Raw genomic sequence first — 25,862 nt, 5'->3', positions numbered from 1 at the left:
TTGAAGTCGGCGGCCCGCGTCTCCGTGTAGTCCCAGCCGCCGGTCTGCACGTGCGGTGCACCGAACGTGCCGTCGCCGTTGCCCGGCCACATGCGGAGATTGCCGTCCGAGCCCTTGGCGATCAGGTCGACCTTGCCGTCCCCGTCGAAGTCGGCGGCAGCGGTCTGCGTGAAGTCCCAACCACCCGTCACCTTGTGCGGCGCACCGAACGTGCCGTCACCGTTCCCGTACCACATGTCCAGGTTGCCGTCCGTGCCCTTCGCGACGATGTCCGCCTTCCCGTCGCCGTTGAAGTCACCCACCGTCGTCCCGGAGAAGTTCCAACCACCCGACACCACCTTGGGCGCGGAGTACGAAGCACCCGCGTTGTGCACCCACATCATCAGGTTCCCGGTCGAATCGTCCCGGGCGACGATGTCCGCCTTCCCGTCACCCGTGAAGTCCGCCGCCGCCGTCTGCGAGTAGTGGAGGACCGTCCCCGGGTACGGGTCCGCGGTGTCTGCGCCGAGGCCGGACTTCGGACCGCACTGAGGCCACGCGCCTTCGCCCTGCTTGGCGAGAACCTTCTCGGCTATCAGGATCTGCTGCTGCTTGGTCGCCTGGTTGGCGTACGGCGCGTACGCGGTGCCCCCGTACGCCTCCCAGGTTCCCCTGTCGAACTGCAGACCACCGTAGTAGGTGACTCCACCGACGACATCGACGATGTCCCACTGGCCGCTGCTCTCGCACTGGGCGACCTTGTCCCAGGTGCTCAGCGAGGCGGCGTTCGCCGACCCGGCGGCCCCCACCAGTGCGGCGGTCACGAATGCGGCGACGACGGGCGCTGCAGTGGACTTCTTCAACTGTGTTTCCTTCGATAGGGATTGCATGGCGATGCGTCAGTCGATGACGAGGTGTGCTACCAACCGCTGGTGAGGGTGAAGGAGCGGGCGAAGGTGCCGTCGCCGTTGCCGGCCCACACCATGAGGTTGCCGGTGGTGTCGTCACGGCCGATCAGGTCGGCCTTGCCGTTGCCGTCGATGTCGGCGGCGGCCGTCTGGCTGTAGTTCCAGCCGCTGGTGATCTGCTGGGGCGCGCCGAACGAACCGTTGGAGTTGTGCAGCCACATCACCAGGTTGCCGCCCGCGTCACGGGCGATGATGTCGGCCTTCCCGTCGCCGTTGAAGTCGGCGGCCCGCGTCTCCGTGTAGTCCCAGCCGCCGGTCTGCACGTGCGGTGCACCGAACGTGCCGTCGCCGTTGCCCGGCCACATGCGAAGGTTGCCGTCCGAGCCCTTGGCGATCAGATCGACCTTGCCGTCCCCGTCGAAGTCGGCGGCAGCGGTCTGCGTGAAGTCCCAACCACCCGTCACCTTGTGCGGCGCACCGAACGTGCCGTCACCGTTCCCGTACCACATGTCCAGGTTGCCGTCCGTGCCCTTCGCGACGATGTCCGCCTTCCCGTCGCCGTTGAAGTCACCCACCGTCGTCCCGGAGAAGTTCCAACCACCCGACACCACCTTGGGCGCGAAGTACGAAGCACCCGCGTTGTGCACCCACATCATCAGGTTCCCGGTCGAATCGTCCCGGGCGACGATGTCCGCCTTCCCGTCACCCGTGAAGTCCGCCGCCGCCGTCTGCGAGTAGTGGAGCGTGACGTCGAGGACGTTGCCGTAGCGGAAGGGAAGGAAGCCACCGGCGGACATTTCGCTGCGGTCCATGGCCCGGTACCGGGCGTTCGTGCCCTTGTGCGCCTCCTCGTAGACCATCGCGGTGGAGTGGCTGGAGTCGGTCCACCGGTCGAACAGCACGGTGTGCGTCTTGACGTTGTTGATGGCGTCGCCCTGCTTGAGGTCGTCCAGGCTGCCGAGCTGGGTGGCGAACTGCTCCATCGTCTCGGTCGTGAAACCGTAGTTGGTGCCGCTGGTGTCGATGTGCCAGGCCATCGACACCAGACCGGAGCAGTCCTGGCGGTACTTGCCGTTGCTGTCGCTCCAGTCGCTGTCCTGGTCGTACGGCACGCCCTCGTCGACCCAGGACTGGGCGCGGGCGATGATCTCGGAACGCGTGATCTGGCCGCCGGTCGAGGACGTGCCGACCGCGTGGGCGGCGGTGGTCGTGACGGCCGTGGTGGCGATCGCTCCGGAGGCCGCGACGACGGCGGCGAGGGCTATGCGGACGAGCTTGGGGGTCTTGGCGGGCAAGGGAGTACTCCTGATTCGGTGGTGGTGGCTGGAGCCGACACAACGATCTTGACGCCGCTCGCGCACATCACGACAACAACCCGTCAACGAGTGCCGCCACGGGCCGCGCAGCGTCGTCGAGCCTGGATCGATGCTGGTCAGGGCGGTCATCCCGGTTTTTTCACCGGCTCGGTGGGCCGCGGGCAGAGCGGTTTGCCAGGGCCGTTCGACTGGACCTAACATCCGGCTAACTGATCGTCAACGTGTGCTGTCGGCCGAAGGTCGACGGGCTGTGGGGACACAGGGGCGACGGGCTGTGGGGACACAGGGGCGACGGGGGCACAGGGATGAGGTTCGGACTGCTCGGTACCGTGACGGTGCACGACGGCGAGCGGACTCTGGAGGTGCGCGGCGCCAAGAGCAGGGCGCTGCTCGCCGCACTGCTCTTCCAGGCCAACCGGCCGGTCTCACTCGGCAGCCTGCGCAACGCGCTGTGGGGCGAGGAACAACCGGCCAGTGCGACCGCGTCGTTGCACAACCACGTGAGGCGGCTGCGTCAGGCCCTGGCTGCAGAGGGCGGGAGGCTTCGCTCGGTGCCGAACGGCTATCTGCTGCGGGTCGACGACGGCGAGCTCGATGTCCGGGACTTCACAGCGTTGCTCGGTCGTGCCCGGGCCGCCCGCGAGGAGCGGGACTGGCCGGCCGTCAGCCGGCACACCGCGGCCGCGGCGGCGCTCTGGCGCGGTGAGCCGCTGTCCGACCTGCCCGCTGTTCTCGGTCTCGACCCCGAGGTGCGGCATCTGCTGCAGGCCCGCCTGCAGGTACTGGAGTGGCGGTTCGAGGCGGAGCTGTGTCAGGGGCGGCATGCGGAGGCGGTGCCCGAACTCGCCCGTCGGGTCGCCGAGTATCCGCTGCACGAGGAGTTCCACGTGCAGTTGATCACTGCGCTCTACCAGGGCGGGCGCCAGGCCGACGCCTTGTCGGTCTTCGAGGAGGTCCGTGTCCGGCTTGCCGAAGAACTGGGCACCGACCCGGGACCGGCCCTGCGAACCGTCCACCAGCAGGTACTGGTTCGCGACCCCGCGCTTCTCCGGCGACCCGAGCCGTTCGCCGCCGTCCCCGACGAACCAGCGAACAGCTCCGCCGACGATGACGGCAGCGCCGACGAGCAGCTCGCGGCGAGTTCCGCGACCTCCCCCGCACAACTTCCCGCAGACACTGCGGCGAGTTCCGCGACCTCCCCCGCACAACTCCCCGCAGACACTGCGGACTTCACCGGCCGCGCGGACGAACTGAGGCAGCTGACCGACCGTCTGACGGCTGCCGCCACCGTCGGCTCCCCCGCCGTGCTCGTCCTCTCCGGCATGGGTGGCATCGGCAAGACCGCCCTCGCCGTCCACGCAGCCCACCGGGTGCGGCACCTGTTCCCCGACGGGCAGCTCTACGTCGACCTGCGAGGCTTCGGCAAGGGCGAGCCCCGCGAACCGCACGACGTCCTGGCGGGCTTCCTCACCGGTCTCGGCCACGGGGACCAGGTCGAGACCCGAAACCGGCCGATTCCCGAACACACCGACGAACGCTCCGCCCTGCTGCGCACCGTCCTGGCCGCCCGGCGTGTCCTGCTGGTCCTCGACAACGCGCGCGACGCCGAGCAGGTGCTGCCGCTGCTGCCGGGCAGCGGCCCCTGCGCGGTGCTCGTCACCACCCGCAGCACCCTCACCGAGCTGCCCGGCGCCGCGCAGTTCGGACTGGACCCGCTGGACGTCGAGGAGCAGCGCGCGCTGCTCTCCGCGCTGTGCGGCCCGGGCCGGATGGCGCAGGACCCGGACGGCGCGCTGCGGCTGCTGGCTGCGTGCGCGGGGCATCCCCTGGCGCTGCGGATCACCGGTGCCCGTCTCGCCGCGAGGCCGGGCTGGCCCCTGGGGACACTGGCACAGCGCCTGGCTGCGGGCGACGGCCGGCTGCGGGCGCTGTCGGCGGGCCACCTGGGTGTGCGTGCCACATTCGCCTCCAGCTATCTCGCCCTCGGCGACGACTCCTCGGGGCTCGAAACCGCCCGGGCATTCCGGCTGCTGGGACTGTGGCCGGGCTTCGTGTTCACCGTCGAGTCCGCCGCCGCGCTCATCGGGCGTTCCGTCGGGCTGACGGCAGACCTACTCGAAGAACTGGTCGACGTCCACCTGCTGCAGAGTCCCGGGCCCTTGCAGTACCGGTTCCACGACCTGCTGGGCGAGTACGCCGCCGAACGCGTCGAGGAGGAGGAGACCCACGAAACCCGTGACGCCGCCCGAATCCGTCTGATGCGCTGGTACGCGGCGGCACTGGCCGATGCCAGCCGTGCGATACAAAAGGGTCACGGTGCATCGTTCGCAGCCGAAACTCCCCCGGCCCCACTGCCCGCCTTCACCAGCGCGGAACAAGCCCTGCAGTGGTGCGTACAGGAGCTCGTCCACATCAAGGAGACGATCCGGCAGGCCGCGCACTGCAGCCGCCCTGGCCTCGCCTGGCGCGTCGCCATCGGGCTGATGGGATACGTGAGGCACTACTGGTGGACCGGCGAAGCGGACGCCTGTCTGCGCCTGGCCCTGCAGATCGCCGAACGGCACGACGACCTGGAGGGCCAGGCCTGGCTGCTCCGCCGGATCGGCGCCGGCCACGGCATGGCGTACCGCACCGAGCAGGCCGTCGAAGCCCTGCATACCGCCCTGGCGCTGTTCGAGAAGATCGACGACGGATCCGTCCCGGTGAGTCTGCTGTCGGATCTCTCCAACGGACACAACCAGCTGGGCCGGACCGCACAGGCTCTGAGCTACGCCCGGCAGGCCCTGGAGCGGCAACGCGCGAGCGGCACACGCGACGACGAAGGCCTCGTCCTGAGCACCATGGCCCTCTCCCTCCTGGCGGCCCGCGACTTCCCGGCCGCGGAGACCCACCTCCGCGGTGCGCTCGAACTCTGGCGCGCGCACGGAAACCTTCCCAACACCGCCATCACCCTGGCCAATCTCGGCGACACGCTTCGCGCCCTCGACCGCCGGGAGGAGGCCTTCACCGCACTCGGCGAAGCCCTGGCGATCCAGCAGCGCCTCGGACACTTCGGCTACATCGCGGACTGCCTGGTCATCACCGGCCGCGCCCACCTTCACTTCGCCCAGTGGGACGACGCCAGGAACTGCTTCGACCGCGCTCTCCAAATCGCGCGTCAGCACCGGCTCACGGCCTGGATCGACCAGGCGCGCCAAGGACTGGAGGAGTTGGAGCTCCGCCGCGGGTAGGACGCGACCCTGGCCGGTGAACCGAACGCCCCCGGCCGGGGCCATGCCCCGCATCCTGTGGGGCCGGAGAATCATCGCCTCTGGTCAGGCGAGTCGGACACGGACCCGGCCGCCACGAGATCCTGGAACCGAGTCTGTGCCGCGCGAACCAAAGCAGGACGGTTGGGGGGAGCGGACGGCCGCGAACTCGCGCTCGTTCGCGTCCGGCCAATTTCAGAGAACCGACCCCGCCGAGGTGGCCGCTCTGGCATGCTCACCCGAATGCAGCAGGCTCCGGGTGACCGAGGCCTCACACAGAGTCAAATACGGGCCGGGGTGGGCAGTGCAGTACACGATCAGCGCGACGGCGTTCCTCGCGATCCTCATCATCATCCGACTCCGGCGCCGCACCGAGGCCCGCAGCCGCACCGACGAGGCGTTCACCGTCTTCACCGCCGTCACCTTCGGCGTCCTGATCGCCGCCACCGCCTGGGGCCACGCCATCCTCCAACTCGTCGGCATCGCCGTCGAAGCCACCCACTGACCCCTCCCGGTACGACGGCCCGCAGGAAGGACACCCACGTGATCAGGCCCGGAGCAGCGCATGGCTAGCCGCAGGCCACCGGCACGACGACGCCGAGGACGCGGACCCGCACGACGCGACGACGCGACCTGGCTCGCCTACGGACTCCTGACACTTCTGGCCTTCGGTGCCGCGGCCGCCGTCCTGCGGTGGCTGGCCGCGAACTGGTGGATCCCGGTCGCCGTCGCCCTCACGGCCGGCGCCGCCGCCGTCGTCGTCCTGCGGAGCCGGGCCCTGGCCGCCCGCGAGGACCGGCTGCGCGCCGCCCGGCTGCGCCTGGCGCTCGGCGGCCCGGGCGGGATCGACCACATGACCCCGGACGCGTTCGAGTTCGCGGTGCGCGACCTGCTGGAGCGCGACGGCTGCCGTGCGCGCAAGGTCGGGAGGGCGAACGACCAGAGCGTGGACGTGCTCGCCGAGGATCCGACGGGACGGCGCTGGGCCGTGCAGTGCAAGCACAAACGGGACCCGATCGGCGGCAAGCCGGTGGGAGTCGGAGTCCTGTACGCGCTCGCCGGAACCTACCAGCGCGCCCACCACGCCCAGCTCGCCGTCGTCGTCACCAACGGCCGCTTCTCCCGCGAGGCCCACCGCTGGGGAACCGAGCAGGGCATCCACCTCGTCGACCGCACCGCCCTCGCCCGCTGGGCCGCCGACGGCCGCCCCCTGTGGAACCTCCTGCCCCACATCCCCCACCCCCGCAACGGCCGACAGAACTGACCGGGACATCCGGCACTGCCGTCCGGGCCCGGCCTCCCTGTTCCGTGCTGCCGGCCGGCGCGCGGTGTCCCACCGACGAACGCCGCGCTCGCCGGATGGGGCGTGCCCTGCACGGGGAGCGTGGCCGGCGCTCGCAGCGTCGCCGGTGGGCGGTGGCGCACGTCCCGGGCCGGCTCGCAGCGACCGAGACGGCCGCCCGTCTCGCACGTCGGCATCCGGTGTGCGGCGGGTGCACCGCTGCCGGCTGCGCCTGTGCCAGGGGCTGTCAAGCCGAGGGGGCCGGTGCGTCCGGTCCGGCGATGAGCGCGGCGACCAGGCGGTGGATCAGCCGGGGGTTGTCGTCGGACTGGGTGCTGCCGTGCATGCGCAGGTGGTGGACCGTTCCGGCGAGGGCGAGGGCGAGCATTCCGCAGTCGGCGTGTGCGGGGATCCTGCCGAGCCGTTGCTCTGCCTCCAGGTAGCGGGCGAGCGCGTCCTCGACCGCGCCGGGTCCGGGGGCCCCGGCCTCCCAGGCCTGCCGCACCCGCTCCACCACCACCTGCCTGGACATCGCCGTCGCCGTGAGCGCCGGCCCCTGCGTGCCGAGCATGGCGAGCGCCACGCGGAACAGGTTCTCCCGTACGTCGCCGTGTCCGGCCTGCTCCGGGAGGGGGCGGACCTCGGCGGCGAGCCGCTCGAAGCGGTCCAGGACCAGTTGCGCGATGAAGTCGTCCAGGTCGGCGAAGTGGTTGTACAGCAGGCCCTTCGCGCAGTCCGCCTCCGCGGTGACCGCACGGTTGGTCAGGCCTGCGGTCCCCTCCCGGGCCAGCACGCGCTCGGCCGCTGCGAAGAGCCGTTCCCGCACATCGACGATCGCTACACCGCGTGGTGACATCAGGCCCTCCTGGCAGGGTTGCATGTATGGGCATGTGCCCATACCTTCATATGGGCACATGCCCATACTAGCTGTCCGACAGGAGTGATCTCATGCGTCAGCTCGTCAACACCCAGCAGTCCGAGGCCTGGAACGGCGACGAGGGCCGGCACTGGAGCGATCACCACGACCGCTGGAACGCGGTCAACGAGGGGTTCGACGCCCCGCTTCTGGAGGCGGCCGGAATCCGCCCCGCAGACCGCGTGCTGGATGTGGGCTGCGGCGCCGGCCAGACCACCCGGCTCGCTGCCCTGGCGGCAACGCCGGGGTCGGCCCTGGGTCTGGACCTCTCCGCCCCGATGCTCGCCCGGGCCCGCGCCCTCGCCGCCGAGGAGGACATCGACCGGATCGCGTTCGAGCAAGGCGACGCGCAGATCCACCCGCTGCCGACCGCCGGCTTCGACGTCGCGATCAGCCGCTTCGGGATCATGTTCTTCGAGGACCCGGTCGCGGCGTTCGGCAACATCGGCCGGGCCCTGCGCCCGGGCGGCCGGATCGCGTTCGTCTGCATGGCCGACCCGGCCCGGACGGAATGGGTACAGGTCTTCGACGCGGTACGCGCCGTGCTGCAACTCCCCGCGCAGGGCGTCAGCATCCCCTCGGGGCCGGGGATGTTCTCGCTCGCCGACCCCGCGGTGATCCACCGGGTCCTCGCCGAGGCAGCCTTCACCGACGTTCGCACCGAACTCGTCGAGGCCCGGGGACAATTCGGTCGCGACATCGATGACGCTGCCGACCACCTGCTGGGCTCGGGCCCGGTGCGGCACCTGGCGAGTCTCCTCGATCCCGCCGGCACCGACGGCCCCAGCGCGGCCGGGCAGGTCCGGGACGCGCTGACCGGCGCACTCGCCGGGTACGAAGGGCCCGGCGGCGTCCGGCTCCGCACCTCTGCCTGGCTGGTCACCGCCGCCCGTCCCTGACCCGGTCGGCCGTCGTCGGCCGACATCCGGCAGACCGGGATATCGCCGCGGCAACGCCCCGACCCCGGGCGGCTCGGCCGACCGGAACTCTCGGATCCGATCCGCCGGACCGCGATCTCCGTCAAAGGCGGCGCAGGACCGCGACGACCTTGCCGAGGACGGTGGCGTCGTCGCCGTTCCTGGCGGTCGCGCTGTCCACGCACCTCGCGCAGTTCCCACCGGCCGCCCGGCGCCGGCTGCTGACACTCGACCAGACGGTCATCCGGACGATGGGCACCCTCGCCGTGGCCGGAATTCCCGCGCCGGCCGCGGCCCACCCGCGGGCCGGATTCACCGCCGGCGACATCGCCGCCGTGGTAGGCCTCGCCGGGTGCGCGGTCGTGGTGCGGTGGGCGAAGACCCGCACGCTCCGGCGGACCGTCTCGGCGAAGGGACGGTCTGCCGGCTCGCGGCCCGCAGGGGAGAAGATCGTGGCCGCGGCCGAGAGTCTAAGTTGGGCACAAGCAACCCGATCCCGATTGGCACTGGTCAGATGGCTTACAGCTCCAACACCCTCCCGGCTCGCTCATCCTCGAACGCGCGATGGCTGCCGCTCACCACCACGGCGATCCTGACCGTCCCGATCGGACTGGCCTGCACCGTCTACGCGTTCTGGGCCCAGCGCCACTACGTCGGCGGACTGATGTGCGTTCCCACCCCCGCGATACCCGTGTCCGCACAGGTCGCCGCATGGGCCGGCCCTGCCATCGGCATACTTGCTGCGCTGTTCCTCTCCATGCTGCTGTGGGCCGCGGCGCGGGGTCAGAACACCGCGGCGCAGCCTCTCAAGCCGCTGCTGATGATCGCGCTCGTCATCGACCTGCTGCTCATCACGCCGGAAGTGTCCAACCTTCACTCGGTCCTTCCGGACTTCAAGCCGCACAAGGTCACCGCCAGCTTCTGCAAGGAGGGCTACAGCTACTGAGATCCGCGAGTCCGTGATCATGTCGCCGACAGGCTGTTCCTGGGCCCGCTCCCCGGGGTGCCGGCCCGGCGGTTGGTGTCGGTTCCGGTTGCGATGATGGTGCGATGGCGTGAGCGGGGGGGTGTGGGTGGGAATGCGGGAGTGCGGTCCGGTCGAGAGGAGACGACTGGCTCTTCGAGCCAACCGGCTACCCGCAGAACTGGTCGGTGCAGGCCGCCCGGGAGGCGATCACCGCCGACACCGCCCTTCTCCTGCCCGCGCTCGACGACCCCGACCCCGCCGTGCGCCTCGCCGCCGCCTACGTCCTGGCCGCCGCCGGACGCGCCCACGACATCCTGGCCGCCGTCCACACCCGCCTGCTCCTCGAACACGACCCCGCCGTCCGCGCGGGCCTGGTCCTGGCGATCGCCCAACTGTCCCGCGCACACCAGGACGCAGCGACCACCGCCTGGATGCGCGCCTGCTGGTCCGACCCCGCCCGGCCGCCCGAAATCCGCGTCAGCGCCGCCCTGGGCTGGCTGTGCCTCACCGACGACCCGGGCCCGGACACCCTGCGCACCATGCGGACCGGCCTCGACCACGGGGCGCGGCGCAGCAGCGACCGGAGCGACCGAGGCCCCCAGGACGACCGGCGCAGCCGGGGCAGGCCGATCGACGGCGGCGACGTCGGCCGGGGCCATGGTCGAGCGATCGACCTCGACCATCAACACCGGCAACCCGACCGCCGGAGCCCGCCACACACCGTCCGGACGCACCCTGCGCCTGCCGCCCGGCAGCTGGGGGCGGCCCGAATGGGAACGGGCATGGTCACGATACGAATAACCCCCCTGGCCACCGGCGCCCCGGCCCGCCATCATGATCAACCGTGTCCACCTCCCCCGAGGCGCCCACCGCGGCGTCCGCCGACAGGCCCGTCCACGGTTCGCCGTGCCCGCGCTGCGTCGCCCCCCTGACCGACGACCCGCGCTTCCTCGTCTGGTGCCCGGCCTGCGACTGGAACCTCGTGCCCGGCGAGGACGCCGCCCCCGAGCCCACCCGGCGCGAGCGGGTCGCGGTCGCCCGCACCGACCGGCTCTACGAGGAGCAGGCCGCCGGGGGCGGCTCCCCCACTGCCCGCCGGGACTGGCTGCTGGCCTCCGCCGCAGCCGGGGTGATCCACCTCGTCACCGTCGGCACCTTCGCCCTGGCGTTCTGGCTGCTGATCGCCGGGACCGTCGTGCAGCGCTGCGTCGGCGCGGTGGTGCTGGTGATCGCGGTGACCCTGCGGCCCCGGCTCGGCCGGCTGCCGAAGGACGCGGGCGTGCTCGACCGCGCCGGGGCGCCGGTCCTGTACGGGCTGGCCGACCGGGTGGCCGCCGAGGTCGGCGCCCGTCCGGTGGACGTCATCCAGGTCACCGACGAGTTCAACGCCTCGTACGGGCTGGTCGGGCTGCGCCGCCGGTCGGTGCTCCGGCTCGGCCTGCCGCTCTGGGAGGTGCTGGACGACCGGGAGCGGACAGCCCTGCTCGGCCACGAGTTCGGCCACCGGGTCAACGGCGACCGCCGGCGCTCGTTCTGGCTGTACAGCGCCGTCTCGGCGCTGTGGGCCTGGTACGACATGGCCCGCCCGGGCCACGACGGGCCGGTCGTGGCCCGGGACGAGGTCTCGATGCTGGTGCGGTTCGGCGCGGTGTTCGGCCGGCTGGTGCTGCGGGGCGTCGCCTGGGTGCTGTACCAGGGGCTGGTGCTGTTCGACCGGCTCACCTCCCGGGCCGGCCAGCAGGCCGAGTACCACTCCGACGTGCTCGCCGCCCGGGTGGCGGGCGGCAAGGCGGCCCGGGGCATGCTCGCGGCGCTGCTGCTGCCCAACTCGGTGGACACCGCGATCCACCAGATCCGGGCCGAGGAACGCGGACGGCCCCGGATCGGCCGCGCCCGCAGCCGCCGGACCGAGAACGCGCCCGCGCCGCCCGCGCCGGACCTGCTCTGGGAACGGGTACGCGAGCACCTCGCCTCCGTCCCCGCAGTCGAGCGGGAGCGCCTGCTGCGGCTCAGCGCCCGTGACCGCTCCGCCGTGGACGGCTCCCACCCGCCGACCCACCTGCGGATCGCCCTGGCCGCCCACGCCGGGGACGGGGACGCCACCGTCACCGTCACCGCCGCCGAGGGCGCCTCGATCGCCGCCGAGCTGGCGCCGCACCGCGCCCGGATCGCCACCGGGCTGCTGGCCGGCTGACGAGGCCGGCCGGCAACGGAGCGCCGACCTCCCCGGCCCACCGGGACAACCGTTGCGCACAGCCATAACCAACCTACACAGCGTGGTCCTTGCGGGAGTTGGAGGATCGACGTTCGCGACGTGGCGTGAGCAGTACGTGGCCGGCAAGGAGTTGGAGCGCCGGATCGCCGGGGAGAAGTGGGAGCAGGAGAAGCGTTGGCGGGAGGAGGAGGACAGGGAGGCCGTTCAGACGGCGGTCGCGGCGAACACGGTCGGCCTGGCGGAGCACAACTCCGCGATGGTGATTGCCGCCGGTGTCTCCTACCTGACGCTGGTGAGCCACGAGGACACCTGGGCGTTCATCGCCAGGCAGGCGTTCGGTGTGTGGAGCCCTGACTGGAGGTCGAGTGACTACTCCGGGGACGGCTGGTCAGGGCCGAACGCGAGCGTGCCAGCGACGCGCCGCCGACGTTATGCCAGGGAAAGCCCTTCGAAGGCTCCGCGAGTCGTAGATGGCCACAGGAACACTTCTCCTGGCCGCCACTGCCGCCGTGATCGGCGGCCAGGACCGGTCAACACGCTCGAAATCGCGCGGCAACTCCTTGCGCTCGAACCGCCGGTCCCCAGCCGACGGACCGGCAGGGACGGCCGTAACTGTCCCCATAGCTGTCCGGATCGGCCCGGCCGCGCCGATCTGGCACCCGCTCAGCAGCCGGGGCGGGAGGCCGTGCGATGGACGGAGCCGTAGGCGCCGGGTGGCCTACCGTCGGTCGGCGGCAGGACTCGGTGTGCCGACATGCTCGACACCTGCACACAGCCGATGTGGTCGGCCCGTTCGCTGGCCACCGGGCGGGCCGACCACGCCTGCGGCCCCCGACGGGACACCAGGGGTTGCTGATGCTGTCCGGGGATCAGAGAAGGGTCACGGCCCCCTGGTAGTCCGAGATGTTTCCCGACTCGGTGACCTTGACCACGACGCCGAAGCCTCCGTTCGCCACCCCGCACCACTTCTCAGGGGTGTCGTAGGTGCGGTCGTAGTCGTTGTAGGAGATCCAGTCGTAGCTGGACCCCTCCGCGCCCGGGTACTGCCCGCACTGCGAGATGACCATGAACCACGCGCGCTCGTCCGTGTTCCCGCGCTGAAGCAGGTTGTAGGTCATCTGGAGGTAGTTCGCGTTGATCTCGTTGGCGCACATGGAGATCAGCGCACCGTGCGTGGTGCTGAGCGTGGTGCAGTGCTGCGCGGCCTGCGCCGGGCCTGCTCCGAGCCCGACGACGCCCGCGGCGGCCAGACCCGACGCCGCGCCCACCGAAGCGAGCCTCTTCACGATCGCCATGTCACCAGCTCCAGGTGTCGCCGACGCCGCCGACGGACGTGTTACCGCCCGATTCGGAGACCCAGCCGGTAGCCCAGGTGATCTGCGAAGCCGCACACACCACCTCGAAATTCTTCGACGGCTCGGAGTAGTCGTTCCCCGAGACATCCGTGTAGGTGCCCTTCCCGCAGCCCGGCGTGTAGAGCGTGAACCAGACGCGCTCGTCGGTGCTCCCCCGCCGGATGACGTCGTAGTGCAGCGTCACGTCCCACGGATTGACCCGGGACGCGCAGACGTTGATCCGCGCGCCGTTGTAGCTGTCGAGCTCCTGGCAGCCGCTGTAGGCTTGCGCGCTCGTCCCGGTCAAGCCCACCAGGCCGGCGGCGAGCAACCCGACGGTCGCTCCGCTCGCGGCCAGGCGCTTCGTGACTCGCATGGTTCTCCCGTCCGCCCCCGGCCCTCGGGGGCGCCACGGCGGAGTCTGGTGCAGCGGCCACGAGCACGCATCATGTCCAGCACAGGAAGAAATCCTGCTTCCGGTTCCCCGCAGCGTCACAGACCGATGCCGTAAAGCGCGTTGTGCTCCTCATCCCACACGAACGCGACTACGGGACGACCGGAGCCCGCGCGCCCCAGTGGGTCAAGTACGCTCGCGCGCCGAACCTCCGGCGCCGAACCGGTGGCGGCCGACTTCGCGGGCGGTGTCGGTGACCGAGGTTCCGAGTGAATCGAGCCGATCGCCGACGAGCACGGCGGCGAGGCGGACGTCGACGGGTGGTCAGACGGCGCCTCCCTGGTCGGGGGTGCCTCACCCGGCCGTTCCGGCTCCGGTGACCGGCCGCACCGTCGGGTCGCCGCCGGCCGACCGGGACCTCGCGGCGGAGGAACGCGCGGCCATCGAGGCCTTCCGCGGCACCGGGCGTCCCACCCGGAGCGGGAACACGCGTCGGGTGCTGCCCGTGTGTTGGGCCGGATCCTCGGCTTCACCCCGCCCGGTCAGCCGCTGATCACGGACGCCTCCCCGGCGCGCACCGAACCGTGCTGCCTGTTGTGGCTGCGCGGGCCCACCGGCACGGTCGACGCCCTGCCGGTCACGGCCACCGAACGCCTCCGCCCCGCCGGACACCGCCTGTACGGCGGCGGCGACGGACACCTGATCGTGGAGATCACCTCCGGCGGCGGCCACCACGCGCTCACCCGCCCCTCCTCTCGGGGCGGCGAGGACGGACGCCGGATTCGGGGCGGGCGCGTCGCAGCCGTCCACGGTGTGCGACTCGTCCGCCCCGCCGCTCCGTCCGACCAGCGGGCCAGGTCGGCGCCGTCGGTCGCCTGAGCGTGCCCCCGCGGCGGAGACCGTGCCGTGGTGCGAGGGGGGCGCCCGGCGGGGACCGGCGGGTGGGCTCACCGAGCGGGGTTCAGCGGCACAGGGTGCGCAGGGTGGTGAGGCAGTCGGCGGCCCGGCGTTGCGGGTCGGTGTCGGTGCCGGCCCAGGCGATCCGGGCGTCCGGCCGGATCAGGACCGCGGTGACGTCCCGCCAGATCGGATGCGCGGCCTCGGTGCGGACGGTGGCTGCCCGCTGCTCCAGGCCGCTCACGGAACACGGCGTCCGCGTCCCGTCGAGGTCCAGCAGCAGCAACCGGCCGTGATGCATCAGCGGGTGGGCGGTGGGTGCGTCGGGCGCGTCCAGGGCGAGGCCGGCCAGCCGTGTGCCGATCAGCGGGTGCGTGCCGGGTGCGGTGCCGGCGGTGCCGGCGGGGAGCGGGTCGTCGAAGCCGGCGATCCGACGGGCCCACTGCCGGTTGGTCCGCGGTTCGGCCAGCGCTGCGGACCAGACCTCGCGCAGCGCGATCTGCTCCGGGCTCGCTGCGGCGAACAGGGCCAGTTGCGCCCGGGTGTTGTCGATGACGGCGCGGGCGGCCGGCCGGCGCTCCGTGTCGTAGCTGTCGAGCAAACCGTCGGGGGCCCGGCCCTGGAGGGTGGCGGCCAGCTTCCAGCCCAGGTTGGTGGCGTCCTGGATGCCGAGGTTCATGCCCTGGCCACCGGCCGGGAAGAACATGTGCGCCGCGTCCCCCGCCACCAGCACCCGTCCGGCCCGGTACCGCGTGGCCTGGCGGGTGGCGTTGCCGTAGCGCGACAGCCAGCGGGGGTTGCGGATGCCGAGGTCCCGTCCCACGAGCGTGCGGGTCTGCTCGCGCACCTCCTCCAGGGTCAGCGGTTCGCCGGCGCCGCGGTGCACGGTGGCGGTGGACAGGCCCGCCAGCCGGTGGACGCCGTCGCCGATCGGAGCCGCCAGGAACGAACCGGCCGGCCCGGTGGCGGCGAGCGGGGCGGTAGGCGGATCGTCGAGTTCGACGTCGGCGAGCCACCCGGTCATCGTGGTGTCCTGGCCGGGGAAGCCGATACCGGCCGCGTGGCGCACCGCGCTGCGGGTGCCGTCGCAGCCGACCACCCAGCGGGCCCGCACGGTCCGGTGGGTGCCGCCGGAGCGGATCACGGCCTCGACGGCGTCCGCGTCCTGGGTGAGGGACACGACCTCCTCCCCGCGCAGCACCCGCGCACCCACGGCAATCGCGTGCTCCTCCAGGAGCTGTTCGGTGACGGACTGACCGAGCGCCAGCATGAACGGGTGCACCGCGCCGACCGTGGAGAAGTCGAGCCGGGTGGTCGCCGCGCCGAAGTGGCCGGTGGGGACCGGGGTGCCGCGTTCGATGAACCGCTGCGCGAGTCCGCGGGTGGCGAAGGTGTCCAGGGTGCCGGCCTGCATGCCGACAGCGCGCGACCGTCCGTCCGGTGCCGGTCTGCGTTCCACGACGGTCACCTCCACACCGTGCAGGCGCAACTCCGCGGCCAGCCAGAGCCCGACCGGGCCGGCCCCGGCGATGAGCACGTCGAGCATGACAACCACTCCCTCTCGGGGTTGGGACGATGGACGATGCGCCACGACGACGGCGCGCCCATGGGCTGGGCCCGGACGGCGTCGTGGCGTCGGGTGGACGACGTGGCTCAGCGGGCGCTGCCGAGGTTCCGGTCGCCGTCGGCGCCTTCGAGCATGAGGGTGGTCTCCTCGATGCGGCGGAAGCGGCCGTCGGGGGCGAACTCGGCGAAGAGGTAGACCTCGATGCGGACGGTGGATCCGTCGGTCTTGACGATGGTCATGGTGTGGCGGTCGGCGTAGCGGTCGCCGTCGGAGAGTTCGTCGTGGACCTCGACGGAGCCGTCGGCGACGACGGTGCGCAGGTGGGCGATGTGGTCGAGGAACTCGGTGCGGTTGGCCCACTCGCCGTCGGTGCGCTGGCGGTAGTCGGGGGCGAAGTGCCGGTCGGCGGCCTCGTCGAGGTCGAGCCCGGGGGTGAGCAGCAGGTCGGTCAGGGCGGCGCGTGCGTCGGTGCGGTTCATGGGATTCCTCCGGTTGCAGACGGTGCCCGCGCGGTGTGTGCGCGACGCGGGAAGTGCGTGCCTTGAGCACGCATTTACCGTAGCAGAAAAAGCGTGCGCGGCGCACGCTAATCCCGGAGGCGACGAACGGAGCGACGCCGGAGGCGACCGGGAAGGACACCGCCCACCCCTTCGGGCATCGGGGTGACGCCCGTGCACCCGGGGCAGGCTCGGGCCCGCGGTCGGCGGGGCGGACACCCCGGGATCGGAGCACGGCACACGGCGCGGCAGCGGGCCGCGGGCCCCCGGGAGGGACTTCGCCGGACGGGGCTGCGGCCGTCGTCACCGGGCCTGGCACAGCGCGTCCGGCGGGCCGACCACCGGTCAGGTGGGCGGCAGCTTGGTCGCGAAGACCCAGCGGTTGGCGGCCAGGCAGTCGTCCTGCTCCCGGCGCAGCGCGCGGGGATGGGAAAGGGCGTGATCGAACGGGGTGTGGACGCGGGTGTGCCAGCCGCGCCCGGCGAGGTCGGCGGCGGTGTCGGGGCGGGGGCCGGCGGCGAAGAGGGCGAGCAGGTCCAGGCCGATCCGCTCCCGGGCCGCCGCATAGGTCGCACTGGCACGGACCGCGGTGTTCTCCAGGCCGAGCTTGGCCTCGTAGGCGAGGGTGCTGCCCGGGGCGCTGAAACCGTCGAGGGTGGCGATCAGGCGACGCTCGGCGACTGCCGGCAGGTAGAGCAGGAGGCCCTCGGCGAGCCAGGCGACCGGCTCGGCCGGGTCGAGTCCGGCGGTGGTCAGGGCGCGCGGCCAGTCGTCGTGCAGGTCGACGGCCACGGTGCGGCGGTCGGCGGCGACGGTGCGCCGGTCACCGGCAACGGTGCGGCGATCGGCGACCGGTTCCGCGCCGAGGGCGTCGAGGACCCGCTGCTTGTGGGCGAGCACCTCGGGCCGGTCCAGCTCCCACACCGTCGTACCCGGCGGCCACGGCAGCCGGTGGGCACGGGTGTCCAGCCCCGCCCCGAGCAGGACCACCTGGCGCAGACCGGAGCGGGCCGAGGCCAGGAGGTGATCGTCCAGGACACGGGTGCGCAGCGCGAAGTAGGCGGCCAGCCGGCCCCAGAGCGGATCGGCCGGGGACACCTGGGCCGGGTGCAGCGGCCAGTCGGCGCAGCCGGGATCGGCCCGCACGAAGTGCTCCGCGTAGGGGTCGCGGGCCACCGCATCCGGCCGGTGGTTCTCGATGGCCCGGGCGGCGGCGACGAGGAGTGCGGTCCGGCCGACGCCGGCCGTGATGCCCCGATCGGGGGTGGTGGGCGCGGTCATCGGCTGCCTGCCGGCGCTGCGGACGAGCCGGCCGCCGGCGGTGGCGCCGCGAAGGCGAGATCGGAGAGCGTGGTGATGCGGGCGCCGTAGACGCGGGCCATAAAACGCAGGATGTCGGCGTCGGTGAGGTGCAGTGCGGTGGTGCAGTCGCGCAGCACCGTGAGGTGGAAGCCCCGCTGGAACGCGGTGCGGGCCGTGGAGTCCACGCACACGTCGGTGAACAGGCCGGCCAGCACCAGGTGTTCGATGCCGCGCCGGCGCAGGTGGGGCTCGAACCCGGGGTCCAGGAAGGCGTCGAAGCAGGCCCGTTTGGTGAACACGGCTTCGCCGGGCAGAGGGCTCACCGCGTGGAAGTCCGCGCCCCGGCTCCCTTCCAGGCACTTCGGCTGCTTGCCGAGCTCGGCGTCGCGTCGCCGCCAGGCGGCGCCCTGGTGGGCGGGGTCGCCGAGGAAGCGGACGAACAGCACCTCGATGCCCCGGGCCCGGGCGGCGTCGACCGCCGCGGCGCAGCGGGCGGCGGTGACGGTCAGGCGGGCCGGGTCGCCGGGATAGCGGGCCGCGGCCGCCGGCCCGGCGCAGAAGTCGTTCTGGAGGTCCACCACAACGAGCGCGGTGGCGGAGGTGCCGGTGCCGGTTCCGGTGCCGGTGCCGGTGGCGGAGGTGCCGGTGCCGGTTCCGGTGCCGGGATCCTCGGTGAGCGGCGCCGTGGGCCGGGGGGTGCTCACCGCGGGGCCGCCGTGCCGGCAGTCGCGGGCCCGGCCGACGCGGGCCCGGCCGGGGCGGGCACAGCTGGCGCGGGCCCGGCCGGCGCGGGCACGGCGCCGGTGGGCGCGCCGAGTTCGGCCAGCAGCGCTTCGACCACCTCGGTCGTGGAGGCCTTCCCGTCGAAATCCGGGGTGCGGACCCCGCGCGCGTGCACGGCCCTCAGGCCGGATTCCACCGCGGCCGTCGCTCCCGGGCAGGCCGCGTACCGCTCGGCGATCCGGGCGGCGGCCCGCACCGTGGCGACGGGGTTGACCAGATCACGGCCGGCCAGGTCGTCGGCGGAGCCATGGACGGTCTGGTACTCCGTCAGGCCGTTCAGATCCGGGTGGAGGTACACGTTCTCGGTGCACCGGTTCTCCTGCCGCTCGGAGCCGTACCGGTCGAGCAGCACGACGTGCATGATGTCCGCCCACTCGTTCCCGGCGACGAGCACGGTGCGGTCCCCGAGCCCGCGGGCGATCAGGTTGCGGTTCACCGTGTCCGGCTGGAACACGCCGATCCCCACTGCGAGTTCGGTGGACAGGCCCGCCGTCCAGTCGTCCAGCGCCCCGTCCAGGAGGTGGTACTTGTAGGCCATCAGCACCCGCGCCGGGCCTTCGTCCGGCCACTGCTCGCGGGCCGCGCGTACAGCGTGGCGCAGCACCTGCTCGGTGACGGCGCGGCTGAACTCCATCGTGCGCACCACCCGGCCCGGGGTGTGCCGGTTCTCACCGGTGTAGAAACCCTGTGCCTGGTCCCGGACCAGGAATAGCCTCGCCCCGTCCGCTGTCAGCGCCTCCGTCTTGACGGCGGCCAGCCGCTGCCGGACGAGGTAGAGCGACTGGGCGTTGACGGCGGTGCGGAACACCGCGCGGACCCCCGCCGCTGCCTGCTCCCGGCAGAAACGCTCGTAGTGGGTGGCGTCCTGCTCGGTGAGCCGCGCGGCCTCCTCGGTACCGCCGGCTTCGGCGCGCAGCGAGGCGTAGGAGTGGTAGTACCGGGGCGAGCGGACCAGTTCGGCCTCCACACCGTGCAGCCGAGTGATCCGGTGCAGGACGCGCTCGAAGACGGCGGCGAGTTCGGGTCCGGTTCCCCGGCCGACGGCAAGGGCGATACGCGGAGCGTTCACGGGGGCTTCCTCGGGGGCTTCCTCGGGGGGCTTCCTCGGGGGCGGCGGATGGTGCCGGGCGTGGGTCAGGCCGGCAGCGAGACCAGTCGGTCGCCGGGGATCCCGCTCGCGCAGGGTGTGTAGTAGTCGCGGATGCCGTCGGCCCAGACAGCCACCGCGATCCGGTCACCGGCGTCCGGGCCGAACGCGTCGAAGAGCGCGTTGATGTTGGGCACGGCGAAGCCGATCGCGGTCATCAGGCCGAGGAAACGGGCCCGGTCGATCAGACCGTCGCCGTCCGGGTCACCGAGGGCGGCGAGCGCGTCGGCGAACTCGGCGGCGGTCGGAGCGAACCGCGTGGGGTCGAGGACGAAGCCCTCGAACTCCTCCGGGCTGATCACGCCGTCACCGTTGGTGTCCAGCCCCTGGACGAGCACCTCCCAGTAGCGGCGGAGGCTGTCGGCGAACGCCTTCCGGGCGCCCTTTCCCGAGTCGGGGGCGGCGGCCAGCACCCGCTCGGTCATCAGCTCGAAGTCCTGGGCGTCGAGGACCCCGTTCCCGTTGGCGTCGAACAGCCGGAACACCAGTGCGGCCCGCTGCACGGCTTCGGTTCCCATCGGCGTGTGTCTCCTCACAGGTCGTGCGGGCCGGGACGGCCCCGGTCCGGCTCCGGCCGGGGCGAGCGGCCCCGGGCCGTCCTCCACCCTCGGCTGCACCGGGTCGGCCGACCGACCGATGGGGCCGATCTTCACTCGGAAGAGTGATCTATTCAGATGAGCCGATATTCGCTCCGCCTGCGGCGTACGTGTGGCGTCCCAGGCGGGCGCCCTCGCGGCCCGGGCCCTGCACGTCTCGCACCGACCGGGCGTCGACATCGTGGCCAACGGGCTGCTCAGGGCAGGAGCCGGCGGCCGGTTCACCGGCGGCCACCGGGTCGGCGCGGGCGACCCCGGGGAATCGGACGGCCGTGCGGCTGCCGTGGCCGCTCCCCCGTAACCGGCCGCACGCTCCACGGGACGTCCTGCTGCCCCGCCCGCCACGCAGCGGGCGCAGCGGGCGGGGTGGTGGCCCGGCTCAGTTGCCCTGGCCGGCGCTGCCCATCGGGCCGATCTTCACCGGCGAGCCGGTACCGTCGGTGACGGGCAGGGTAGCGGCGCCCGGCCAGGGGAGGGTGACCGACGTCGTCTCGTCCGGCGGGGTCACGACCAGCCCGGTGATCCGCACACCCGACCCTCCCGACGTGTTGGCCGGGTAGCTGATCCCGAAGAAGGTCGACTTCCCGGCCTTGAGGACGCCGGCGACGACCGGCTCACCGGACCGCTGGGCGGACAGTGACCCCGCGCCGGTCTTCAGGTCGACGCCCGCGTATCCGGAGATCGCGCAGTCGTGGCCGCTGCGGTTCTTCAGCTCGACCACGACCGTACGGTCCCGGTCACCGTCGATGGTGCGGTCCGCCGCCGTGATCGCCAGGTCGTCGGTCCGGCACTTTCCGCCCGCCGCGGAGGCGGCCCCGGGAGCCGTTCCCTTCGCACCGGGGGCAGCCGTCGCGCCGGCCACCGTCCCGCCGCCGCCCGCAGTCGTCCCGCCGCTCGGAGCCGTTGCCCCCGGGGCGGACCCGGTCGGCGCGGTGGACGCGGTCGGCGCGCCGGACGCGGCCCCGGAGGACACGGTCGGCGCGGACGACGGCTTGGCCTGGGCCGTGTCGGCGTCGTCGTTCTGACAAGCCGTGAGCGAAAGGCCCGCTGCAACGGCCAGGGCCGCGAAGGTGAGCTTGTGAACGCGCATCGTGACTTCCCCGGATTCGAGTGGCTGCGCCGGCCGCTCGGTGCGACCGGGTGTTACTGGTGAGCAGGACCGCCCGGCCGGACGAACCGTTCCACCCGAACCTCCCTCAAGACACATCTGTGACACGAGCGTTCGCCCACGACGGGCACCGGCAGCACGCGCACCGCGCCGGTGCGCGCCGCAGGCCGGGCGGGACGGCGGTTCCCGCCGCCGTCCCGCACCCGCCCGCGCGCGCCGAACGCTGCGACAGATCCGTGACCGGCCCGATCTTGACCACCACCGCTCGGGCATGCGATCCACCGTCGCCCGTCGACGCCACCGGAGAGCCCGTTCGCGCGCCGGTCACCCGTCGACGTGTCCTCGCTGCTCGAAGGCCTTCAGAGGATCCTCGCCGTCGGTCCACCAGACGCCGAGCCTCTGGCGGACCACGAGCCAGCCCTCCGCGTCCCGGCGGAACTCCCAGTCGTACGGGCCTCCCATGGAGTAGGGAGCGCGGGCACTCCCCGGTTCGGCGACGGCGACGAACCACATGTAACCGATGCCGCCGGCCCGATCGCCCTCGACGTCGACGTGCAGGTTGAGGATGTGGTGCTGCATGGCCGCGTAGGGCGCTTCCGCCTCCTCCACCGTCGCCCGGATCGCCTCCCTCCCGCGGATCGTCTCCCACGGCCCGAACTCCAGCTCCGCGTCCTCGGCCCAGCACGCGCTCCAGGTCTGCCAGTCCTTGCGGTCCAGCGCCCGCCAGCCGCGGATCATGAGGGTGCGCAACGCCTCCTTGTCCTCCAGGACCCGCAGTCTGCGGACCAGTTCATCGCGGTCGGCGGCGGTGTGCGGCATGTCGGCTCCTTCGCAGAGGGGGGTCACTGGGCGCTCGCGGCGGGACGGACGACGATCTCGTTGACGTCGACCCCGGACGGCTGGGACACGGCGTAGGCGATGGCCTGCGCGATCGCATCGGCCGGCAGCGCCACGGCGCGGTAGGCCGCCATGGCCTCCCGGGCGACGGGATCGCCGATGCCGTCGGCGAGTTCGGACTCGGTCACCCCCGGGGAGACCAGGGTGACCCGGATGTCCCCGGCGGACTCCTGGCGCAGACCTTCGGAGATCGCGCGCACGGCGAACTTGGTGGCGCAGTAGACGGCGGCGGTCGGGGAGACCTCGTACGCGCCGACCGAGGCGATGGTCACGAAGTGTCCCCCGCCCTGAAGGCGCATCAACGGCAGTGCGGCGGCGATGCCGTGCAGGACTCCCCGCACGTTCACGTCGATCATCCGGTCCCACTCGTCGGTCCTCAGGGCGGCGAGCGGCGAGAGCGGCATCACCCCGGCGTTGTTGACCACCACGTCCAAGCGGCCGTACCGCTCCCGGGCCGCGGAGACGAACGCCGCGACATCGGCCGCATCCGTCACGTCCAGCCGCCGGAACGCCGCGGTGCCGCCGGCGGCGTCGATCTCCCGAACCAGCGTGTCGAGGCGATCGGTGCGCCGCGCTCCGAGGAACACACGGTGGCCGTCGGCGGCGAGCCGGCGGGCGGTCGCCTCGCCGATCCCGCTGCTCGCTCCGGTGATCGCCACGACCTTGCCTGTGTCTGTCATGCCTGCTGCTGCCTCTCGCTGTGCGGATCGGTCCTGCTCGACCGAGTCTGGGCGGGACCGCGACCGCCGACCAGGACGCCCGTTGCCTGGGTGCACCGCACCCGGGCACCGCACCGCCGACCCGGCCTAACCTGGCGACATGACCCACGACAACCGCCTCGGGGAGTACCTGCGCGCACGCAGGGCGGCCCTGCGACCACAGGACGTCGGCATCGCGAGCCACGGCAGGCGCAGGGTCGCCGGGCTGCGCCGCGAGGAGGTCGCCGTCCTGGCCGGAGTGAACGCCGACTACTACACCCGGCTGGAACAGGGGCGCGAACGCCACCCGTCGGCCCAGGTGCTCGACGCGCTCGGCCGCACCCTGCACCTGGGGCCCGACGCCCACGCACACCTGCATCGCCTGGCGGGGACCGCCCCGGCCGTCAAGCCCGCCCCCACCACGGACCGGGTCGGTCCTGCTCTCCGCCAGCTGGTGGACGGCTACCCGGGGGCGCCGGCGTTCGTCATCAACCGGACCCTGGACGTCCTGGCGACCAACGCCCTGGCCCGGGCCCTCCACTCCCCCTTCGAACGGGCGGACAACCTGGCGCGCATGGCCTTCCTCGACCCGGCGGGCCGCCGGTTCTACGCCCGCTGGAGCCACGCCGCGCAGGCCACCGTGGCCCACCTGCGCGAGGCGGCCGGCGTCGACCCGGACAACCCGCGGCTGCGGGAACTCACCTGCGGGCTCACCGAGTACAGCGCGGACTTCGCCCTCCTGTGGAACGCCCACGACGTGCGCGGCAAGACCCAGGACACCAAGCACCTGCTCCACCCCGACGTCGGGCCCCTGGAGCTCACCTACCAGACCTTCGACGTGCGCGCCGCTCCCGGCCAGCAACTCGTCGTCTACCAGGCGGAACCAGGCGGCCCCAGCGCCCAGGCCCTCAGCCTGCTCGGCTCGCTCCACGCGACCACGGTCCGGCCGGCCCGGTAGCCGAACCCGGGCCGGGCACGGCGGCGTCACCACCCGAACACGGCCGGCCCCAGGCCGCCGACCGCCCGGCACCCCGGCACCCCGGTGACAGATCGGCTCCTGAGCCGACACCCTCCACAGCTCGCGCCCTGACCGGACCGACGAAGTGGACACCTGACAGCCGGAGTCGGAACCGGTGACCACCGGGTGACGGAGCGGCGCAGCGGCTCCCGCGGGGTGGCTTCCGCGGGACGTCGCCCGCCGCCCCAGGCCCTGACCGGACCGGACCGGACCGGACCGTCAACCGGACGGACCCGGGCCACATCCTCACCACCGGACCCAGACGACCCGCCCGGCCGCCTCGTCGCCCTGCCCGACCCTGACGGCCAATGCGCCGAACGTGCCGCGTCCGACGGGCCCGACCGTTCCACACGGCACCGACACCGACCGCACCGGCACGGAACCCCGGCTCAGCTCCGCTCCCCCGTCGCAACCGGCCGACCACTCAGGCCCAGGCCATCGGCGACCGCACGCGGATCGGTGCTGCCACGGAACACCGGAACAGGGCGAGCCGCAGGGCCCGACGAGCCGGTCCCCGGCGCACCTGACAGCAGCCAAGCCCGTTCAGCGCGCCCGGACGTGGCCGGGGGGCAGGGGCGTCCTGCCGCATCATCCGGCGCTGTCCGCCCCGTTCACCTTGGCGCCTCGTCCGCGGAACGGACGGTGGCGGCTGCCCGTCGGCCGGACGAGAGCGGGCTTCCTCGCTGCCAGGTTCACGCCCTGGGGTCAGGGGCCGCCGGGCCATCGGGTACGGTCGCGGTCTCACGTCCGCTCAGGTCCGGTGACGGTCCCTCCGGATCGCCACCAAGAGAGCGGTGAGTCCCACCCAAACCGTGTACAACCCTAGGGAGCTTCCTCGTGCACCAACTCCTGCGCCGGAGCCTTCCGGCCCTCGCCGCCCTCGGCATAGCCGTCGGCGCTCCGCTGCTCACCGCCGGCACCGCCCAGGCCCACGCCGAGCACGGGTGCGGCGCCGTCGACGTCCAGTTCTCCGTCGACGGCGGCAAGGGCTGGATCTCCGACGGCCGGATGTCCCAGCCGCACGGCGTCATCCAGGTCCGCCTGGTCGGCGACGTCGCGGACGGCTGCGACTACCGGGTCTCGCTGGCCTCCTACGAAACCGAGGGCCCGACCTGGGCGACCTCGGGCAAGCAGACCTTCCTCGGCTGGGCGACCACCACCCTGCGCAGCGGGAACCGCCAGGCGACCCTGGACGTCTCCGCCCACCTGCCGAAGTGCTACGGCCAGATCGACCTGTACAACGGCGACAAGAAGTTCGACGGCGTCGCCAACCCCGCGCCGAGGTACCCGGACGGCCTCTTCCCGGACAACCTGATCTCGGCCTGGAACGGCGGCAAGGCCTGCGTGCCGACCCCGACCGGCACGCCGACCGTCCCGGTGCCGACCTCCTCGGCGTCACCCACGGCCACCGCGACCCCGCACCCGACCGGGACGCCCACTGCCACGACGACGCCTTCGGCCACCGCCACCGCGACGGCCACCACCTCGCCCTCCACCACCGCCAAGCCGTCGGTGCCGGCCACCGGGACGCCGTCCAGCGGCACCCCGTCGACCGCCCCGGTCGTTCCGGCGCCGTCCGCCCCGGCGGACACGACCGGTCCGGTCGGCAAGCCGACTGCCAATCCGGTCTCGACCACGCCGGCCAACACCCTGGCCAGCACGGGTGGCAACAGCAGCCAGATGATCGTCTACGGCGCTGGTGGCGCCGCGCTGCTCGCCGTCGGCGGGGGCGCGCTGGTGATCGCCCGCCGTCGGGGCGCCCGCCGCTGACGCGGCGCCGCTGAGGTACCCCGCTCCCCCCGCCGCCCCGGCGCGCGCCGGCGCCGGGGTCGGTCTTCCCCCCGCGGGCGGCCGCGGCGGGGGGGAGCCCGCGCGC

The 25,862-nt window shown here is 72.9% G+C and carries 26 protein-coding genes; 11 read left to right on the top strand and 15 right to left on the bottom strand.

Translation table 11 applies throughout. The features are described from left to right. Together ACFV0O_RS35675 and ACFV0O_RS35670 are read right to left on the bottom strand one after the other, a co-directional pair. A partial coding sequence (locus tag ACFV0O_RS35675) for a transglycosylase family protein (protein ID WP_380348145.1) occupies positions 1 to 842 on the bottom strand: 842 nt, incomplete at its 3' end. Between the two features lie 56 nt (positions 843 to 898). After that, positions 899 to 2,182, bottom strand: coding sequence for an FG-GAP repeat domain-containing protein (locus ACFV0O_RS35670; protein WP_380348143.1), 1,284 nt, complete (start codon positions 2,180 to 2,182; stop codon positions 899 to 901). A 326-nt stretch (positions 2,183 to 2,508) separates the two neighbouring features. Here ACFV0O_RS35670 and ACFV0O_RS35665 point away from each other — a divergent pair, with 326 nt between their 5' ends. The 3 genes from ACFV0O_RS35665 to ACFV0O_RS35655 all read left to right on the top strand — a co-directional run bounded on the left by ACFV0O_RS35665 (position 2,509) and on the right by ACFV0O_RS35655 (position 6,715). Continuing rightward, a complete protein-coding gene (locus ACFV0O_RS35665; RefSeq protein ID WP_380348141.1) occupies positions 2,509 to 5,433 on the top strand; it encodes a BTAD domain-containing putative transcriptional regulator in 2,925 nt (974 codons plus the stop codon). A gap of 322 nt (positions 5,434 to 5,755) precedes the next feature. After that, positions 5,756 to 5,956: a hypothetical protein gene (locus tag ACFV0O_RS35660; RefSeq protein ID WP_360268252.1), complete on the top strand. Its 201-nt coding sequence runs from the start codon at positions 5,756 to 5,758 to the stop codon at positions 5,954 to 5,956. A 60-nt stretch (positions 5,957 to 6,016) separates the two neighbouring features. After that, entirely contained in the window at positions 6,017 to 6,715 is a 699-nt protein-coding gene (locus tag ACFV0O_RS35655; protein WP_380348138.1) for a restriction endonuclease, read from the top strand. 265 nt (positions 6,716 to 6,980) lie between these two features. Here ACFV0O_RS35655 and ACFV0O_RS35650 read toward each other — a convergent pair whose 3' ends face one another. Beyond that, positions 6,981 to 7,589: a TetR/AcrR family transcriptional regulator gene (locus tag ACFV0O_RS35650; RefSeq protein WP_380348136.1), complete on the bottom strand. Its 609-nt coding sequence runs from the start codon at positions 7,587 to 7,589 to the stop codon at positions 6,981 to 6,983. A gap of 92 nt (positions 7,590 to 7,681) precedes the next feature. On the opposite strand from ACFV0O_RS35650, the gene ACFV0O_RS35645 reads away from it, so the two are divergent. Further along, positions 7,682 to 8,548 (top strand): methyltransferase domain-containing protein, encoded by an 867-nt coding sequence (locus ACFV0O_RS35645; RefSeq protein WP_380348134.1) that lies wholly within the window; start codon positions 7,682 to 7,684, stop codon positions 8,546 to 8,548. 121 nt (positions 8,549 to 8,669) lie between these two features. Here ACFV0O_RS35645 and ACFV0O_RS35640 read toward each other — a convergent pair whose 3' ends face one another. Further along, a complete protein-coding gene (locus tag ACFV0O_RS35640) occupies positions 8,670 to 8,810 on the bottom strand; it encodes a hypothetical protein (protein ID WP_380348132.1) in 141 nt (46 codons plus the stop codon). A gap of 270 nt (positions 8,811 to 9,080) precedes the next feature. On the opposite strand from ACFV0O_RS35640, the gene ACFV0O_RS35635 reads away from it, so the two are divergent. The 4 genes from ACFV0O_RS35635 (at position 9,081) to ACFV0O_RS35620 (ending at position 12,454) form a co-directional block, all read left to right on the top strand. Further along, a complete protein-coding gene (locus ACFV0O_RS35635; RefSeq protein ID WP_380348130.1) occupies positions 9,081 to 9,512 on the top strand; it encodes a hypothetical protein in 432 nt (143 codons plus the stop codon). 206 nt (positions 9,513 to 9,718) lie between these two features. Then, positions 9,719 to 10,465 carry a HEAT repeat domain-containing protein gene (locus ACFV0O_RS35630; RefSeq protein ID WP_380348128.1) on the top strand — a complete coding sequence of 249 codons (747 nt, stop codon included), beginning with the start codon at positions 9,719 to 9,721 and terminating at the stop codon, positions 10,463 to 10,465. Then, positions 10,378 to 11,727: a M48 family metalloprotease gene (locus tag ACFV0O_RS35625; RefSeq protein ID WP_380348126.1), complete on the top strand. Its 1,350-nt coding sequence runs from the start codon at positions 10,378 to 10,380 to the stop codon at positions 11,725 to 11,727. The genes ACFV0O_RS35630 and ACFV0O_RS35625 overlap by 88 nt, the downstream gene beginning before the upstream one ends. 82 nt (positions 11,728 to 11,809) lie before the next feature. Then, complete coding sequence (locus tag ACFV0O_RS35620; protein WP_380348124.1) at positions 11,810 to 12,454, top strand: hypothetical protein; 645 nt, start codon at positions 11,810 to 11,812, stop codon at positions 12,452 to 12,454. A 163-nt stretch (positions 12,455 to 12,617) separates the two neighbouring features. Here the strand turns inward: ACFV0O_RS35620 and ACFV0O_RS35615 are convergent, their stop codons facing one another. Continuing rightward, positions 12,618 to 13,043, bottom strand: coding sequence for a hypothetical protein (locus ACFV0O_RS35615; RefSeq protein ID WP_380348122.1), 426 nt, complete (start codon positions 13,041 to 13,043; stop codon positions 12,618 to 12,620). Position 13,044: 1 nt separating this feature from the next. Next, complete coding sequence (locus tag ACFV0O_RS35610; RefSeq protein ID WP_380348120.1) at positions 13,045 to 13,458, bottom strand: hypothetical protein; 414 nt, start codon at positions 13,456 to 13,458, stop codon at positions 13,045 to 13,047. Between the two features lie 525 nt (positions 13,459 to 13,983). On the opposite strand from ACFV0O_RS35610, the gene ACFV0O_RS35605 reads away from it, so the two are divergent. After that, positions 13,984 to 14,355, top strand: a complete 372-nt coding sequence (locus ACFV0O_RS35605; protein WP_380348118.1) for a hypothetical protein — start codon at positions 13,984 to 13,986, stop codon at positions 14,353 to 14,355. Between the two features lie 82 nt (positions 14,356 to 14,437). Here the strand turns inward: ACFV0O_RS35605 and ACFV0O_RS35600 are convergent, their stop codons facing one another. The 9 genes from ACFV0O_RS35600 to ACFV0O_RS35560 all read right to left on the bottom strand — a co-directional run bounded on the left by ACFV0O_RS35600 (position 14,438) and on the right by ACFV0O_RS35560 (position 22,950). Then, on the bottom strand, positions 14,438 to 15,919 hold the full coding sequence (locus ACFV0O_RS35600; RefSeq protein WP_380348116.1) for an FAD-dependent monooxygenase: 1,482 nt from the start codon (positions 15,917 to 15,919) through the stop codon (positions 14,438 to 14,440). A 107-nt stretch (positions 15,920 to 16,026) separates the two neighbouring features. After that, entirely contained in the window at positions 16,027 to 16,419 is a 393-nt protein-coding gene (locus ACFV0O_RS35595) for a nuclear transport factor 2 family protein (RefSeq protein WP_380348114.1), read from the bottom strand. Between the two features lie 363 nt (positions 16,420 to 16,782). After that, on the bottom strand, positions 16,783 to 17,718 hold the full coding sequence (locus tag ACFV0O_RS35590; protein ID WP_380348113.1) for an SAM-dependent methyltransferase: 936 nt from the start codon (positions 17,716 to 17,718) through the stop codon (positions 16,783 to 16,785). After that, positions 17,715 to 18,443 carry a cysteine hydrolase family protein gene (locus ACFV0O_RS35585; RefSeq protein WP_380348111.1) on the bottom strand — a complete coding sequence of 243 codons (729 nt, stop codon included), beginning with the start codon at positions 18,441 to 18,443 and terminating at the stop codon, positions 17,715 to 17,717. The genes ACFV0O_RS35590 and ACFV0O_RS35585 overlap by 4 nt, the downstream gene beginning before the upstream one ends. Then, positions 18,440 to 19,591 carry an isocitrate/isopropylmalate family dehydrogenase gene (locus ACFV0O_RS35580; RefSeq protein ID WP_380348109.1) on the bottom strand — a complete coding sequence of 384 codons (1,152 nt, stop codon included), beginning with the start codon at positions 19,589 to 19,591 and terminating at the stop codon, positions 18,440 to 18,442. Before ACFV0O_RS35580 ends, ACFV0O_RS35585 begins: the two co-directional genes overlap by 4 nt. Before the next feature lie 65 nt (positions 19,592 to 19,656). Next, a complete protein-coding gene (locus ACFV0O_RS35575; protein WP_380348107.1) occupies positions 19,657 to 20,187 on the bottom strand; it encodes an EF-hand domain-containing protein in 531 nt (176 codons plus the stop codon). Between the two features lie 457 nt (positions 20,188 to 20,644). After that, the gene (locus tag ACFV0O_RS35570; RefSeq protein ID WP_380348105.1) at positions 20,645 to 21,355 is read right to left on the bottom strand and encodes a DUF4232 domain-containing protein; all 711 of its coding nucleotides are present in this window, start codon (positions 21,353 to 21,355) and stop codon (positions 20,645 to 20,647) included. A gap of 342 nt (positions 21,356 to 21,697) precedes the next feature. Further along, positions 21,698 to 22,192 (bottom strand): nuclear transport factor 2 family protein, encoded by a 495-nt coding sequence (locus ACFV0O_RS35565; RefSeq protein WP_380348103.1) that lies wholly within the window; start codon positions 22,190 to 22,192, stop codon positions 21,698 to 21,700. A gap of 23 nt (positions 22,193 to 22,215) precedes the next feature. Beyond that, complete coding sequence (locus tag ACFV0O_RS35560) at positions 22,216 to 22,950, bottom strand: SDR family oxidoreductase (protein ID WP_380348101.1); 735 nt, start codon at positions 22,948 to 22,950, stop codon at positions 22,216 to 22,218. Positions 22,951 to 23,089: 139 nt separating this feature from the next. Here ACFV0O_RS35560 and ACFV0O_RS35555 point away from each other — a divergent pair, with 139 nt between their 5' ends. Together ACFV0O_RS35555 and ACFV0O_RS35550 are read left to right on the top strand one after the other, a co-directional pair. Next, the gene (locus ACFV0O_RS35555; protein ID WP_380348099.1) at positions 23,090 to 23,926 is read left to right on the top strand and encodes a helix-turn-helix transcriptional regulator; all 837 of its coding nucleotides are present in this window, start codon (positions 23,090 to 23,092) and stop codon (positions 23,924 to 23,926) included. 897 nt (positions 23,927 to 24,823) lie between these two features. Next, positions 24,824 to 25,756 carry a hypothetical protein gene (locus tag ACFV0O_RS35550; RefSeq protein ID WP_380348097.1) on the top strand — a complete coding sequence of 311 codons (933 nt, stop codon included), beginning with the start codon at positions 24,824 to 24,826 and terminating at the stop codon, positions 25,754 to 25,756. Positions 25,757 to 25,862: the final 106 nt, after the last annotated feature.

Source organism: Kitasatospora sp. NPDC059577 (assembly GCF_042735475.1).
Taxonomy (GTDB): domain Bacteria; phylum Actinomycetota; class Actinomycetes; order Streptomycetales; family Streptomycetaceae; genus Kitasatospora.
Note: the sequence above shows the minus strand (reverse complement) of the source record. Positions and strands in the feature narration are given on the sequence as shown.